This is a genomic window from Paenibacillus sp. LHD-38 (assembly GCF_031157315.1).
GTDB lineage: Bacteria > Bacillota > Bacilli > Paenibacillales > Paenibacillaceae > Pristimantibacillus.
On the sequence record NZ_JAVIFU010000003.1, the window covers coordinates 76,146 to 91,036 of the forward strand.

Sequence of the window (14,891 nt, forward strand, 5' to 3'; positions counted from 1 at the left end):
GAGCGCTATTTATGTCGTTAATTATTTTATTTTAGATGCAATAACCGACAAACATCACATCTATCATCTGCTAAAATTTCTAGTAGGTTGTCCCATCACAGAATAGGAGCGCTGATCATGAACACAATTGCCAATGAACATTTTAAAAACGAAACGATTGCTTTTGATGGTTTTAGTTTTATTAGCTGTACCTTTACGAATTGCGTAATTATCATTACGACACTCGACTTCAATTTTGAATATTGTTCCTTTTATGAGTCCTCCCTGCATGTTAATCCGAAGCTTTCTATTTTTGCAATCTCTCATAAGCTATCGCAATCGACATATGATTCAGAAACAAGTTGTTATCGCAATGATTATAAATATCCGCAAACCGTTGTAGAGCTTCCTGCCGTTATCACACCATAATTGACAGTTCTTCGTGGTACTTCGATTACTTTTGGTAAACAAGCGTAAACGGCTGTCGCCGTCCTCAGTGGCAAAAGCTATCGTTTCGCGGAGATATATAAGCACATTTATAAGTGAAAACTTATAAATTCTTATATATCGAAAAAGAAACACGCTCTGAATGAGCGTGTTTCTTTTTGGGCTACTCGTTTAATATTCTACTGGCCAAACGCTCGATACGGAGCACTAATTCCTGCATATGAAAGGGCTTGACGACATAATCATCGGCGCCGATTTGCAAAGCGCGCACGATATCATCCGTATTATTGCGTGCTGTCAACATGATGATTAGCAGCTGCTGCTCGGGAAAATGCTTGCGAAGCTGATGCAATACCTCTAAACCATCCATTTCAGGCATGGAGCCATCCAGCAAAATAATATACTTTTCATTCTCGGAGTACCAATCCGAAGTCAAAAAGGACCTGCCATCGGCAAACCCTTGAGCCTTAACCTTCGTATGATTCGTCGGCTTCCAATTGAAGAATCGGTTAATCAAGATGTCTCGGATTAAAGGATCATCATCCACGACGATTTGATTTAAAATGACTTCATTTTTTCTTTCGAGCATTTCCGTTGCATACATCTGGTTTCTACCGGCTCGTTTGGCACAATAAAGTGCTTGATCAGCCTCATCCACCAGTTTTTCCGAATGCCCCGTTCCCTCCGAAAATTGCGCGATGCCTGATGAGAAGGTAACTTGGAAATCAGTTTCCTTCACAGGGAATTTAATGGCATTAAACTCTTCTCGGAATTGTTCGATAAGACGGGCTGCTTGCACACTGTCTGTATGCGGAAGAATCAAAGCGAATTCCTCTCCCCCATACCGGCAAAGTATGCCCTTAGACTTCACCACATCTTGAGCGGTAGACACGAAGGCTTGAAGCACCTGATCTCCTTTCAGATGACCGTGTGTATCGTTCACATGCTTGAAGTAGTCCAAATCGAGCATAACAAGCGAGAAGATATGTTCTGAACGTTCAAAATCCTCCATCTGCTGCCGCATCATATGGTTAAAATGCTTTCGATTGTATGCACCGGTCAGCTCGTCAATTATAATTGATCGTTCCCAATCTTTCTTCATTGCAAATCGATTTTCGATTAGTGCAGTTAGCAGTTCGAGTTCAAATGGTTTCGCAAGAAAATCCATCGCAACCGAGCGATAGGCGTTGACTTGATTTTCAAGTGAGAAGTTCCCGCTGACCATAATGATTGGAATATGCTCTAGCTTCGCTTTTTCCACGATATGATGAAGTACATACATGCCGCTTTGATCGGGTAAGACGAAATCTAAGAGGATTAGACTAGGCTTCCATTCGTAAAATATTTTCAAGCCCCGTTCAGCGTTTAAAGCAATCATTACCGGATAGCTGTTTTTCTCCAAAACCTCTTTACATAAGTAACAAATTCCATATCATCATCGATGACAAGAACACGCTTTTGATTATGAAGGTTCTCATCTAAGGATTGGATGTGCATCGGGCCTTTGCTCTCAGCTTCCGACCATTCTGCTTGCAACGAAGCATGTGGGAACATATCCGATAAAGGAAGAAGATGTTCAGACCAATCTTCTCGACGGAATGCCTTAATGCTTTTTTCAGAAAACAATCGCTCTTTAGCTTCAGAAAATTTTTCAATCTCCATTAATCCTATGGTGCCGCTGGTTCCCTTTAGATTATGGAAAACTCGATGAATATCTTGCTCCATCACGGCTTCTTGAGTTGACCATTCGTCTATCGTCTGTATGATTCGTTGGTGAATGAGCTTTTTATATTTTTCTATTTTCATGACAATGTGCTCCCTCAATTATCGCAGCATGCGCGTAATAACTGCACTAAGTCTGCCAGGTAAATAAGGTTTCACTAGAAACTCCTTTATTCCCCACTGTGCGGCCTTTTCCTTCTCTTCGAAGGCACTGGAAATGATGATCGGCTTATTCAATAGAAGATCAGTCTTTTTGATTTTGCTAATGATATCCCAGCCTGTAATTCCCGACTCCAGCATTAGATCAATCACTACAATATCAGGGTTAAGCCGTTCAATCGCAGCAATTGCCAAGCCGCCCTCTTTAAATAAGTGAACCTGATAACCGCTTGAATGCAGTTCGTCGCAAAGCAGAGCGGCTAAATTATGGTCGTTCTCAATGAGCATGACCTGCACGGATGCATCTGAGTTGGCATTATTTTTTCCTTCGTCGCTATCCATTTGATGGGTTTGTTCTGCGATGGGCAAAGTAAGGATAAAGGTACTTCCTTGGCCAAACTCTGAAAAAAATCTCGATTTTACCATCATGCTTAGAGACGATCTCCTTTACGATGGCTAAACCTAAGCCTGTGCCGCCGATTTCTCTCCGATCCGAATTATCGACCCTGTAAAATTTATTGAACAAATTGGTCATCGCGTCTCTCGGAATTCCTAAGCCCTGATCCTCAATGCGTATGAATAACTGTCCATTGTTAATGCCATTAATTATTTGAATATCTCCGCCGTTTGGTGAATACTTAACGGCATTGCTAAGCAGATTAATGATTACCTGATACATCTTGTCACGATCCGCTAACACCATGGCGTTCGGAGCCTGATTTTCCCAATGGAGCTCATGTATGCTGGTCGACAGCTGTTGTTTCTCGATGGCCTCTTTGATTAATGGCATTAATGAAATCATCTTCATATCATAAATTTGTTTGCCGGACTCCATTCTCTGCAAATCAAGGAAGTCATTAATTAACGCCGTTAATCGCCTAGCCTCCTGATGGATGGTCGTTATGTACTTCCGCTGACGTTCAGGTTTTAACTCGCGGTGAAGAAGCAGCTCTGCAAAGCCAAGAACACTCGCAAGCGGCGTCCGCAGCTCATGGCTTACCGTGCTTACGAACTCTGATTTCATTCGGTCAACTTCGTATTCCTTCGTAATATCCCGATGGACAAGCAGTAAGCCGAATTGCTGATCGTTACGGTACAGCGGCTCGCAATAAATCTGAATGAACTTTCTTTCCGGCTCCATGATTTCATAGTTCAAACTACGCTTTCCTTGATGATGCCCGTGCTGGATAAGTCCCTCCATAAATTGGATGAGATTCTCTGACTCAACGACAGCAGTTCGGATTTGCGCTTTAAACGGTTTAAATGGCAGGCTTGTCCATTCTTCATTATGCTTGAAAAAGGGTAACAGCTCTGACATTTTACGGTTGATTTGCAGCGTAGTTCCGTCCAAATCGAGCAATTGAATGCCTTCTTGGATGGTATTTAGCATATCGCTGGTCATTAACCGCTGTTTCTCAGAAAGCTCATACAACTGCAGCTTGTCGAAGGCCAAAGAAACCTGTGTCATCATGCCAACAATTTCTTCTTCCTCCAGCTTGGAGATCTCACGATTTACCTTAGTGATCACTAAACAAGCAACCATGTCTTCACCGGCATTTAAAATCGGCAAAATAAGATCGGTGGCCTGCATAGGCATATCATGATATCCTTGCTCTCCTTGTGAACAATCTCTAATGATACGGTAAGCCTTCTTCGTTTGCGATGCGCGCAAAACAATGCCGTCATTCATGTGCTCGATAAATTGCTGCGCAGATTGTTTGGATATGCCGACTGAAGCATAAGCACGCTCCCTGTCCATCATGACGATCAACCCTTTATCGCTCTCCGTTATTGTGACGATATTGCTAACAATGCTTTCCAACAATTCTTGTTGGTCAAGCGTATTAGCGAGTGGTTGTACCAATATATTGCGCTTCTCTAGATACTTCTCGTTTTTTTCCATCAATGCAACCGCATTTTGAAGCTCTTCCTGCTGAGCCTGCAGTTCTTCCTGCTGGGCTATCAGCTCTCCATTCTGGGCCAGGAGCTCTTCTTCCTTGCTTTGATTCTGCCTCATCATGGTTTGGAAGGTGCAAGCCAGCTCGCCTAGCTCATCTTCTCTATCCTTCAATTCAATCTCGGCATCCTCGCCGTTCGTAAATCGCTTTGCATGATTCGTTAATATCATAAGAGGTACGCCGATCGCAGTGGCAACCTTTCTCGTGATGAATGAGGATACAATTAAGATGGATATGATATAGCCGATAAATATCAAAGCTTGAACAGATAGGTTTTTTATTAAATGGTCGTTTTTTTGGTCGGAAATAACTTGTACTTGGTTCTCAAAATCTTGTGAGTAGCTGATCAGCTTGTTTACGGGATTATCTTCGCCTGCTGATACCAGCGCCCGAAGCGATTCGTAATCCTGTACCTTCGATAACGCAATGGCTTTCGGAAATATGTCATCAAAGTAATTGGTAAAAAATGATTCGATGTTTTGCATAACTTCTTTTTCGGAGGAGTTCAGCCTCATTACCTTAATTTCATCCAAAGAGTGATTTAGCAATTCCTTTTCAGTGAGTACCTGATCATATTCATAATCCGACAAAAATACATAATAACCGCGAGCACGTAAAATAATTTCAGTGGAATGATCGGCAATTTGCGCAACAAGCTTCTGCTTTTCTCTTAACTCGGACGTTTCAGTCTCATAGTTTTTCAAAATCAATACGGTGCTTACGAATACAACAACAGCCCCGACAAGGATTAATGTCAAAGCAAGAATCATCATAGCTACTAATTGTCTAGTAATTCTTTTTTTGAAATAGTGGCGCAGCCTATCCACGAAGCATCTCCTCTACCTTATCAATGAGCACCAATGGACTAAACGGTTTCGACATGAAACCGTCCGCGCCGGCGATAAGAACCTTTTCTTGCTCCGATTGCTGGCTCTTTGCCGACAGCATTAATATCTTCGACTGATGGCGGTTCTCCAACAGCTTTACTTTTTCAATAACCTCGATACCCGTCAATTTAGGCATCATGTAATCTAAAATAATTAAATCAAAATTCGTATCTATTATTTTTTGTAATGCTTCTTCCCCATCAGCAGCTTCTTCAAGTGTATATCCTTCGTCTTCAAGCGTATCCATAATGAGCATTCGTAGTTATAGGTTCATCTTCTGCGATTAATAATGTCTTCAAATCGTAAGCCTCTGTATTTTTACCATGAAATATTTTTCTACAAATTACGCTAAAAATCAACAGTTATACTCATTCGACATTCGACAAAAAAATCCCTTTTCACCTTTGTGTTTTCTTACAGGCTCATCAAACCAACATGATATAAAAGCAAAAAAAGCAGTTGCTTCGCGCAATCTGCTTTCTTAATTTTGTTTCATTATCGTGATTTTACAATAATCTTCCGAATGCTTTCGCCTGATAAATGATATTTACGTTCCAAATCCGCAACAGACCATCCATTCGAATAATAAAGATAAATCTCCTTATTACGTTCAGCCAGCAGCTTCCTTGTCCCGCTTACCTCGCCCCAATGCGCGCGCTGCTCCGCTAGTTTAGGCACATAAATGAGATCGCCTTGAATGTATTTTTGCAGCTCCTGCAATAGGCTAGGGGGAAGCACATCTCTCCCATTTTTGTAGTTCACAATAAACGTCCTCCTCGAACAAGCTCATGTTTTTAAGATCATTCGTTTCCGCAATCATTAACATCTTTATTTCCTCCCTTCGATTTTTGGTATAGCCAACTTTACTTTGAAAACACAAAAAGCCATGGATGCCACTACTCTCCATAGGAGCTTAATTCATGCTGTACTCTGTCATTATATTGTAAGCCTTTTCAGTTGACAAGAAATGTTTAACAATATTTCCATTAATCCGATTTGCGATGAGGTTAAGCAATAAAAGGAGACCTTTCGGTCTCCTTCATCTAGGTGATCTCCGTTTAAACGGAGATCACCTCCAGGTTGTTAATCAATTCGATCAGCTCCTTTCCTCATCATTCGTCGGCCCGACTTCATCAGTATATACCGGTTATTACTGCCCGCGAAAGTGAAAGAACAGCTATAAGGAATCTTTACCAATACGCTGATTGTCAAGGTAGAAATGTTAGTGTTCTATTATCGTTTTTTTAATAAAGAGGATTTTACCCAGTATTGGCAAGGGATTGGTTTCTCATAGGTAATTAATGTCTATTTAAACTATGTTATGGTATTTCTAGCCGCAAGACAACCATCACAAATCAAGGAGGATCATCATGATAAACACACAGAAAAATCGTATGCGCAAGGTCATTGCAGGTATTGGTATCAGCTTATCCATTGCTATTTCCGCAGGTACCGTTGCCATGCCGCAACCAGTTAACGCCGCTACATCTTCCACCGCACTAAAAGCAAGTAAAGTCATTGCCACAGGAAAAAAATATATCGGGGTTCGTTATAAATTTGGAGCTAAAACGGGTATAACCAGCGCTTTCGATTGCTCATCCTTTACGCAATATGTTTTCAAGAAAAATGGAATTTACCTGCCAAGGGGTTCGAGAGATCAAGCAAAAGCAGGCAAATATGTTTCTAGAAAAAACCTTAGAGCCGGGGATCTTATCTTCTCAGATACGAACCGTGACGGTAAAATCAATCACGTTAGTATTTATATCGGCAACGGCAGACTTCTTCACACTTATAAAGTAGGCGTTGGCGTCACGATTTCTAAATTTTCCGGCAGCGCATGGGACAAGACCTATGTAACGGCTAGACGAGTAATTAAATAGTATCGAACTAATAAAATATTTAAGCCTAATAAATAAAGAGGCTGATCTCTCGGTGGAGATCAGCCTCTTCTTCGTTCATGGTACGATGATCAACATCACATCGCTTAACGTGAGGCATGATTTATTCTTTTAACAAACCAAGCATCCTCAGGCCATACATAATTCCGTCTTCGGTTACATCCTTCGTTACATAACGCGCTGCTTGCTTCACTTCATCTGAGGCGTTCCCCATCGCAACGCTATGATAAACATATCGCAGCATTTCCAGATCATTTATCCCGTCACCAAAGGCGTACACATCCTCGCTCATGACTCCGGCTTTTTCAATAAGGGCCTGAATCCCTTTTGCTTTTGAGCCTCCCGGCGGAAGGATATCGCTGCCGAACAAATGCCAACGGATAAAACCGAGCTCTGGAAAGTTTTCTTTATAACAGCTCTCATCTTCTTCCTTGCAATAAAGCAAACATTGGTATATTTCTTTCCCTAAGTGATATTCGGGATCCAAAGGCGGCAGTCTCTTTTTTAAAGGTTCATTCTCCTCTTCCACGTAAGCCGTTTGATGAGTGCTTGAACGCATCCCTTCGGGAGTCATATAGACTAAAGGATGCTTATTCTTTAATGTGATCTCCGATAGTTCAGCTAATCGAGCAGGATCGATTGGATGACTGTAAACGACTTCTCCGTTGTAAACCGCGTAGGATCCGTTAAAGCAGACGTAGGATTCAATGTTTAATGCTTCAGATACGGGCTTTAACATAAACGGTCCTCTGCCTGTCGCGATGACTAGTTCATGACCATCCTCTTGCAGCAGTTCAATCGCCTGCTTCGTAGAAGGCGGGATTTTTTTCTCGTGATCGACTAGCGTGCCGTCTATATCGAAAAATATAAGTTTTTTTGTCATATTCCTGTGCCTCAGTCCTTCATTGCCTTTTGCTTTATTATAGCTCATTTCAGTGAAATCAGAGTCCATCGAACAAAAAAAAAGCTGATACCCAGCGGTGTATCAGCTTGATCATATTTCCGGTCGCCTATGCAGCCATCTGCAAGGTTGACTGACTATTAATTCGCGGTTGCCCTTTTCGGCTGACCGCTCTTAGTTTCGCGTTTTGGGCGATACCAATAACCATGGCTGCTTCCGAAATATCTCTTTGGGCAAGCTCAATTAAAAGCGCGACATCGCCGAGCTCATAGGCCATTGCCAAAGCGCTTAAATAGCTTTTCATATCCTCTTCGTTTGGACAATTCAAGACTTCGGATTCGAGTTCGCGTCTGACCGCGTGCAAAGCTTCCCTAGCTCGATGAAGCGCGGCTTTGATTGCTCCGGTTGATGTTTGGAGCAGCTCAGCCGTCTCTGCAGCAGTGTATTCGAAAACATCGCGGAGCAGGAAAACTGCAAGCTGGAGCGGCGATAAATGCTGAATCAGCCCGTACAAAGACGCCTCATGATCCAAACTGCTCGTATCCGATACAGCTTCCATTTGCATACCTTGCTGAAGGATCAGATGAAATTGATTTTTTCTGCGCAATTGGTCAATCCAAGTATTCTTGGCGATACGCAGCATCAGCGCTTCAGGATTCTTGTGCGTAGTGTATAAGGCCGCCCTCATGCTTTTGAGCCAAGTGTCCTGCACAAGATCCTCGGCATCCCATTTTGATTTCGTGAGAGACATGCAATAGCGGTATAAAACGGCATACAGCCGTTCGATTTGAATTTCTGACGGATGCACTTCGTTACTTGGCAATGCTTTGACTATATGCATCTTTCTGCCTCCTTAACGTTCTCCTGCCTATTCTAAGATTAAGGGTAATCTCCTACTATGTAAACGAATAAGACATCAAAAAGGATACGGTAATTTCTCTGCTGACCTTCGTATCTTTTGCAGACAGTTGTTCGTTTACCGTAGTGAAAGCCAAAAACATCATTCAGGAGGCAGATAAAAATGAGCAGCTATGTACCTTATGTCGTCGAACAATCAAGCCGTGGTGAAAGATCATACGATATTTATTCTAGACTGCTGCGGGATCGCATTGTATTTCTCGGCTCCGCAATTGACGATACCGTAGCAAACAGTATTATTGCACAGCTATTGTTTCTGGCGGCCGAAGACCCAGAAAAAGAAATATCGATGTACATCAATAGCCCAGGAGGTTCCACTTCAGCGGGCTTTGCAATTCTGGACACCATGCAATTCGTGAAGCCGCCTGTGCATACGATCTGTACCGGTTTTGCCGCATCCTTTGCGGCGATCCTGCTGCTTGCGGGAGAAAAAGGCCATCGCACCGCACTCCCAAACAGCGAAATCATGATTCATCAACCGCACGGCGGCGTTCAAGGACAAGCCAGCGATATTGCGATTAGTGCTTCCCGTATCTTGAAAATCCGAGCTAAATTGAACCAGATTAGCGCGGAAAGAACAGGCCAGCCTTTAGAAAAAATTGAAAAGGATATGGACCGGGATTATTATATGTCATCGGAGGAGGCTTTGGAATACGGAATCATTGATAAGATCATCACTTCTATGTAGTGATTAAGCTTTTATGAATCCAAATGGCGGCTTGGCTGCCGTCTCCCATTGCTATCGTTGCCATTTCGGAATGTCCGGTCACATCACCTGCAGCCCATACATGCTTAACGTTGGTTTGTTTTGTACGCGGGTCCACGTGGATATGATTGTTTTCCATGAGCTCTACGCCCAGCTGCCGGGCAAGGCTTGAACGCACTTCATTGCCTCCGAAAGCGACGAAGCAATGGGAGCGATAGATCATCGAACCATCGTCCAATACGATGCCTTTGAATTGCTCTTCTTCAAGCATAACCTCGCGAATGGACTTCACGATACAAGGGATTCCCTTTTCCTCCAATTGAACGCGGAGCGTGTCGTCAATTCTCGTCTGTTCATGATTCACATAAATGAGCTCCGTTGTCCAATGGGTCAGCGTTAGCGCCATTCGTGCGCCTGCATTTCCTGAACCGAGCACAAGGGTCGGCTTACCTGACACCTCATAACCATCGCAATCCGGACATACAAAAACACTAATCCCCATGCATGGAATAAGCATGGGGAAGCCCGGAATTCGATCCTTGACCCCTGTCGCGAGAAGAAGCCTTTTTCCTTGAAAGCACTGTTTATCGGATGTTGTTAATTTCCATACATCCCCGGAGCGTTCAGCTCGGACGACTTTTGCCTTTACAAACGCGGTGCCGAGCTGCTCTGCTAAGGATTTACCTGAAGCGAGCAGCTCGGCACCGCTAATCCCATGAGGGAAGCCGATTATATTATGATAGTTCTTACAGATGCTGGATCTTCCATCACCCGCATCAATAACGGCAACATGATGACGATATCGTCCTAATTGTATGGCGGCCTGCAAGCCTGCAATACCTCCGCCAACAATCACACAGTCATAAATCATCGGATTCCTCCTTGCCAATATGGCCCGCCGAATTCAGAGGGTATGATTTTATATTATCTATGATCGGGATTCCCATTATTCATGATTGGAAACAAATGCTTATGCGGACATGCTTGTTTCATTTCTTAAACCTATTTTCCTCCGTTTAATCAGCTCTGGCAGAGCAATGCCAATCAAAACAATAATGACGCCTATCCATTGCAAGGCACTTACATGCTCATTCAGTACAAAGGAAGAAAGAAGCACAGCGACTGGCAGCTCCGAAGCGCCAAGAATGCCGGCCATTCCTTCTCCGATATGCGGAACCCCTACAGCGAATAATACAGGCGGAATAAACGCGCCAAACATACCAAGCAAGAAGCCATACAGCATTAAATCTCCCCAAATTTGTCCATTAAACAAAAAGGTTGGCGGGAATAAGATAAATACGAGAACCAGGCCGCCCGTGATCATCCAAGCGCTCCGGTATGCAGGATGTACGGATGGGACGGCTTTTCCGCTAAACAAAATAAACAGCGAATAGCTTACGGCGGATAGGAGTCCTAAAACAACGCCCGTCAAATTAAATTTCCCTGTCCCCTGTTCAATGATTCCAGCAGCAAGCATGGTCCCGCCAAAGAGAATCGCAATCGTAAAAAACATGATGCCGTTTGGACGTTTTCGCTGGCTAAACGATTGTATCAATACGCCGATCCAAGTAAATTGGAACAACAGAATGATGGCTAACGATGCAGGGATATAGCGCAAGGATTGATAATACATCAAGCCTGTAATCGCCGTTGGCGCGCCTGCGGCCATCAGCATCAGGCGCTGTTTCCAGGTAAGACTTACCGATCCGGTGTGAGGCTTCTTGTGCCCAGCAGCAGTTGCTCCTTTACTGCGCTTCTCACGCCATTTCATCACAAAAGAAAGCCCCCAAGCCAGAACGAAGCCCGTTAGCAGTTGACTTCCGACAACCTCGCCCAAATCATAGCCGCTGCCATAGGCCAAAACGACAATGGTAGACAAAATGCCGTAGCTCGCTGCACCTAAAAATACCGAAAGTATATATTTCATTTTTATATAATCCCCTTTCTAATTCGCAATAAAAAGCTGCTTAAACACAAAAAAATCCTAACGACGAATATAAGATCATTTCAAAAATGATCGCATACTCGTAGATAGGAAGTTAGGCTTCCCGTAGAAACCCTCACCCTGATTATGCTTAAAAGCCGTGAGGTTATACGAATTATTTTGTTGTAAGCAGCTTCTTCAGCAACTTGAATGTTACATGACAAGTTAGGTACTGTCAATAGACTTTTAGCTGGAAAATGAAATGCGTCCTAATTAAGCATAAACTGCTTTAGTAACCTATGTCGTAGCAAGAATGGATTATGATATGATAGGGAAACAGATTTTGGCTACTGGATGGAGTGAAAATGAGGATGAGCACAACAATCTTAAATGGAACGGTTCGTTCTGTTTGCCCCTTTGATTGCCCGGATACCTGCGGACTCAGCGTCACTATAGCAGATGGTAAAATAACTAAAATTACGGGCGATGCCGCGCATCCGGTCACGCGCGGAGCGATTTGCAATAAGGTGAGGCATTTGAATGAACGCGTATATCACCCGGATAGATTTCTCTATCCCATGCGCCGTAAAGGTCCTAAGGGCACGCTTGATTTTGAGCGCATAACCTGGGAAGAAGCCTACGAGGAAATCACTACGGGTATGAAAAACATCATTTCAGAACAAGGCGCGCAAGCGATTTTACCGTACAGCTTTTATGGAAATATGGGCGTTCTCAATGCTGAAGGCATGGATCGCCGTTTCTTTCACCGACTTGGCGCGAGTCAGCTTGACCGCACAATTTGCAATGCAGCCGGTGCTGCCGGTTATGCCTATACAATGGGCGCATCTATGGGCATTGATCCCGAAGATACCGTTCATACGAAGCTGTTCCTCATATGGGGCTGCAACTTAGTTTCCACCAATATGCACCAAACGATGCTGGCCGCAGAGGCAAGAAAAAACGGAGCCGAAATCATCCATATTGATGTTCACCGCAACCGCACCTCGGCGTGGGCAGATCGGTTCATCCATCTGCGGCCTGGAACGGATGCGGCGCTTGCTCTCGGTATGATGCATGTGATCATTCGCGACGGACTCGCAGATCAGTCATTTTTAGAGCAGCATGCGCTAGGCTTCGATGACCTTACTGCGGAAGCAGTCCGATATACGCCTGAGTATGTAGAAAACATTACAGGTGTGCCTGCTGCTGAGGTCGAGGAACTTGGCCGTTTATACGGGACGACTTCCCCTTCTTTTATCCGTATCGGTAATGGCCTGCAGCATCATGACAATGGCGGGATGACCGTTAGAACTATCGCATGCTTGCCTGCACTTACGGGCCAATGGGGGATTCGCGGAGGAGGCGCAATGAAAGGAAACGGATGGTATTCGAGACTTAATGCTAGAAAAATCGAGCGTCCAGACCTCATGCCTGATCCTAATGTTCGCACGGTTAGCATGAACCAGCTTGGAGACGCCCTTCTCGCTACAGCTAATCCAGTAAAGATGCTGTTTGTTTATAACAGCAATCCGGCAGTCGTAGCGCCTGATCAAAACCGCGTCCGCGAGGGCCTCTTACGAAATGATCTCTTTACAGTCACCCATGATTTGTTTCTAACTGATACATGCAAGTATTCGGATATCGTACTCCCGGCTACCTCGCATTTTGAAAACTTAGATCTCTATACCTCTTATTGGCATCTGTATTTGCAGCTACACGAACCGATCATGGAGACGATGGGTGAATGTAAATCTAACTTTACTTTATTTAGGGAGCTGGCACTGCGGTTAGGTTTTGAAAGTGAGATTTTTGATATATCCGAGGAACAAATGATTCGTGAAGCACTGGATAGCGAAAACAACCCTCTATTGAAAGGAATCACTTTCGAGGCGCTAAAGGAAAAATCGTGGATGAAAGCCGGCGGCAATGAGCTCCCATCGTTCACGACAATGATTCCCACCGCCTCTGGCAAAATCGAGCTCTATTCGGAGAAAATGCTGCAGCACGGCTTCTCCCCCGTTCCGGTCCATACGCCTTTGAAGGAACCGGAAAATTATCCTTTTTTGCTCATGACTGGACCGAATCATAGCTTTATTAATTCGACCTTTGCCAATCAAGAACGCCTGCAAAAGCTGGAGAAAGAGCCGCTGCTTCATATGCAGCTCGACGATGCCGCGCTACTGGGCTTTCAGGACGGAGAGCGCGTAAAGGTTCGCAATGACCGCGGCGAAGTAGAAATAACGCTGCGCGTTAGCCGCGACGTGCTGCCTGGCGTTTTGGTCACGCAAGGCTTATGGTGGGATGATCAGCGCAAGGGACACCAAGCGGTTAATGCGCTAACGCCGCAGCGTCTCGCGGACATGGGCGGCGGCGCTACCTTTTTCTCTAATCGCGTGGAGGTACTGAAATTGGATTAGTGTGGTGTAATAATATGCGAAAACAACCCGGAATCCGCTTTTGCAGTGGATTCCGGGTTGTTTTTTCATTCTCCGCCAATTAATAGGCAATGCCTACCCGCTCCCGGATATGTAAACCATTCAAATATGCTGTCACCGCAAATTCGGCTGTATCGGCAAAAGAAATGGCTGTGCCGCCGGTTGGCAATACATTCTCGCGAACACGGTATTCCCCTTTTTTATCTTCTTGAACAAGCTTCGTCGGACATATGATTGTCCAGTCCAGCTCCGTTTCAAGAAGCTGTTCATACACCCGTTCATGTTCTTGAGCCGCCACGTGGTGAATCCGTTTATTTTCAATGGATTGATATCTTAATAAATGCGGCTCCAGCTCGCTTTGCAGGATACCCGCCGTACCGATCGTAACAAGTCTCCTGATTTGGTACTGCTTCATCGCGGCGATGATGTTGTTCACTCCGCTTTCAAGAGTGCCGTTTCCCTCCGTGTTCAATGCACTTATCACGCCGGTTACCCCAGCCATAGCATCGCTTACATCCTGTTGAATACGTACATCACCCAAATAGCTTCCAGGCCGCATTTGCTCCTCCGAGCGAACAAATCGTTTGAATCCAACCTGTTTTTCTTCCAAGTAACGTTCGATAAATTGACCTGTCTTACCTGTTGGTCCGATCAGCAGCAGTTTGATTTTAATCATTCCCCATTTTCTAGATGATAGCAAGAAGAGCCCTTACGCAAACGAAGGGCCCTTCCGATTAGGCGTCTTATTTGGCCTGTTCAAGCAGGAGGCTTTGATACAGAGAAGGATTTACGATTTTTCGTAAAAGATGCATCGGGCCATCCCCGTTTTCGAAATCGAAGACATGAAGTCTTTCGTAGCCTCTACGTTCATACATAGGCAGCAGCCACGGATGCTTCTCGGCAGTTGCGAGCGTGACGGCCGCAGCGCGCGGCTAATAGAGATATTCTATACCCTCA

Annotated in this window: 14 protein-coding genes and 2 pseudogenes; 4 read left to right on the plus strand and 12 right to left on the minus strand. The window is 44.3% G+C overall.

Translation table 11 applies throughout. The features are described from left to right. The first annotated feature begins 117 nt into the window (after nucleotides 1–117). Nucleotides 118–408, plus strand: a complete 291-nt coding sequence (locus tag RCO25_RS03740; RefSeq protein WP_308994798.1) for a hypothetical protein — start codon at nucleotides 118–120, stop codon at nucleotides 406–408. A 181-nt stretch (nucleotides 409–589) separates the two neighbouring features. On the opposite strand, the gene RCO25_RS03745 is transcribed toward RCO25_RS03740, so the two are convergent. The 6 genes and pseudogenes from RCO25_RS03745 to RCO25_RS03770 form a co-directional block, all read right to left on the minus strand. Continuing rightward, nucleotides 590–1,828 (minus strand): GGDEF domain-containing response regulator, encoded by a 1,239-nt coding sequence (locus tag RCO25_RS03745; RefSeq protein ID WP_308994799.1) that lies wholly within the window; start codon nucleotides 1,826–1,828, stop codon nucleotides 590–592. Then, nucleotides 1,804–2,232, minus strand: coding sequence for an Hpt domain-containing protein (locus RCO25_RS03750; RefSeq protein ID WP_308994800.1), 429 nt, complete (start codon nucleotides 2,230–2,232; stop codon nucleotides 1,804–1,806). The genes RCO25_RS03745 and RCO25_RS03750 overlap by 25 nt, the downstream gene beginning before the upstream one ends. Nucleotides 2,233–2,250: 18 nt before the next feature. After that, a complete protein-coding gene (locus tag RCO25_RS03755) occupies nucleotides 2,251–2,649 on the minus strand; it encodes a response regulator (protein WP_308994801.1) in 399 nt (132 codons plus the stop codon). Further along, on the minus strand, nucleotides 2,642–5,092 hold the full coding sequence (locus RCO25_RS03760) for an ATP-binding protein (RefSeq protein ID WP_308994802.1): 2,451 nt from the start codon (nucleotides 5,090–5,092) through the stop codon (nucleotides 2,642–2,644). The genes RCO25_RS03755 and RCO25_RS03760 overlap by 8 nt, the downstream gene beginning before the upstream one ends. Beyond that, nucleotides 5,085–5,451, minus strand: a pseudogene (locus RCO25_RS03765) (response regulator transcription factor). The gene RCO25_RS03760 and the pseudogene RCO25_RS03765 overlap by 8 nt, the downstream one beginning before the upstream one ends. A 196-nt stretch (nucleotides 5,452–5,647) precedes the next feature. After that, entirely contained in the window at nucleotides 5,648–5,914 is a 267-nt protein-coding gene (locus tag RCO25_RS03770) for a CD3324 family protein (RefSeq protein WP_183560607.1), read from the minus strand. A 608-nt stretch (nucleotides 5,915–6,522) separates the two neighbouring features. Between RCO25_RS03770 and RCO25_RS03775 the strand changes: the two genes are divergently transcribed. After that, nucleotides 6,523–7,032, plus strand: a complete 510-nt coding sequence (locus RCO25_RS03775) for a C40 family peptidase (RefSeq protein WP_308994803.1) — start codon at nucleotides 6,523–6,525, stop codon at nucleotides 7,030–7,032. Between the two features lie 121 nt (nucleotides 7,033–7,153). On the opposite strand, the gene RCO25_RS03780 is transcribed toward RCO25_RS03775, so the two are convergent. Together RCO25_RS03780 and RCO25_RS03785 are read right to left on the minus strand one after the other, a co-directional pair. Continuing rightward, nucleotides 7,154–7,933 carry a Cof-type HAD-IIB family hydrolase gene (locus RCO25_RS03780; protein ID WP_308994804.1) on the minus strand — a complete coding sequence of 260 codons (780 nt, stop codon included), beginning with the start codon at nucleotides 7,931–7,933 and terminating at the stop codon, nucleotides 7,154–7,156. Nucleotides 7,934–8,060: 127 nt separating this feature from the next. Further along, on the minus strand, nucleotides 8,061–8,792 hold the full coding sequence (locus RCO25_RS03785) for an RNA polymerase sigma factor (RefSeq protein WP_308994805.1): 732 nt from the start codon (nucleotides 8,790–8,792) through the stop codon (nucleotides 8,061–8,063). Nucleotides 8,793–8,972: 180 nt separating this feature from the next. On the opposite strand from RCO25_RS03785, the gene clpP reads away from it, so the two are divergent. Beyond that, nucleotides 8,973–9,557, plus strand: a complete 585-nt coding sequence (clpP, locus tag RCO25_RS03790; protein ID WP_308994806.1) for an ATP-dependent Clp endopeptidase proteolytic subunit ClpP — start codon at nucleotides 8,973–8,975, stop codon at nucleotides 9,555–9,557. Here clpP and RCO25_RS03795 read toward each other — a convergent pair. Then, complete coding sequence (locus RCO25_RS03795; protein WP_308994807.1) at nucleotides 9,550–10,446, minus strand: NAD(P)/FAD-dependent oxidoreductase; 897 nt, start codon at nucleotides 10,444–10,446, stop codon at nucleotides 9,550–9,552. The two genes, clpP and RCO25_RS03795, sit on opposite strands and share 8 nt — an antisense overlap. Before the next feature lie 99 nt (nucleotides 10,447–10,545). Continuing rightward, nucleotides 10,546–11,502: an EamA family transporter gene (locus tag RCO25_RS03800; protein WP_308994808.1), complete on the minus strand. Its 957-nt coding sequence runs from the start codon at nucleotides 11,500–11,502 to the stop codon at nucleotides 10,546–10,548. A 362-nt stretch (nucleotides 11,503–11,864) separates the two neighbouring features. On the opposite strand from RCO25_RS03800, the gene RCO25_RS03805 reads away from it, so the two are divergent. Further along, nucleotides 11,865–13,916, plus strand: coding sequence for a molybdopterin-containing oxidoreductase family protein (locus tag RCO25_RS03805; protein ID WP_483874701.1), 2,052 nt, complete (start codon nucleotides 11,865–11,867; stop codon nucleotides 13,914–13,916). 79 nt (nucleotides 13,917–13,995) lie between these two features. Here RCO25_RS03805 and RCO25_RS03810 read toward each other — a convergent pair whose 3' ends face one another. Next, entirely contained in the window at nucleotides 13,996–14,610 is a 615-nt protein-coding gene (locus tag RCO25_RS03810; protein WP_308994810.1) for an NAD(P)-dependent oxidoreductase, read from the minus strand. Nucleotides 14,611–14,677: 67 nt separating this feature from the next. Beyond that, nucleotides 14,678–14,860: pseudogene (locus RCO25_RS34760) on the minus strand (GNAT family N-acetyltransferase); the annotation flags it as partial. Nucleotides 14,861–14,891 lie beyond the last annotated feature (31 nt).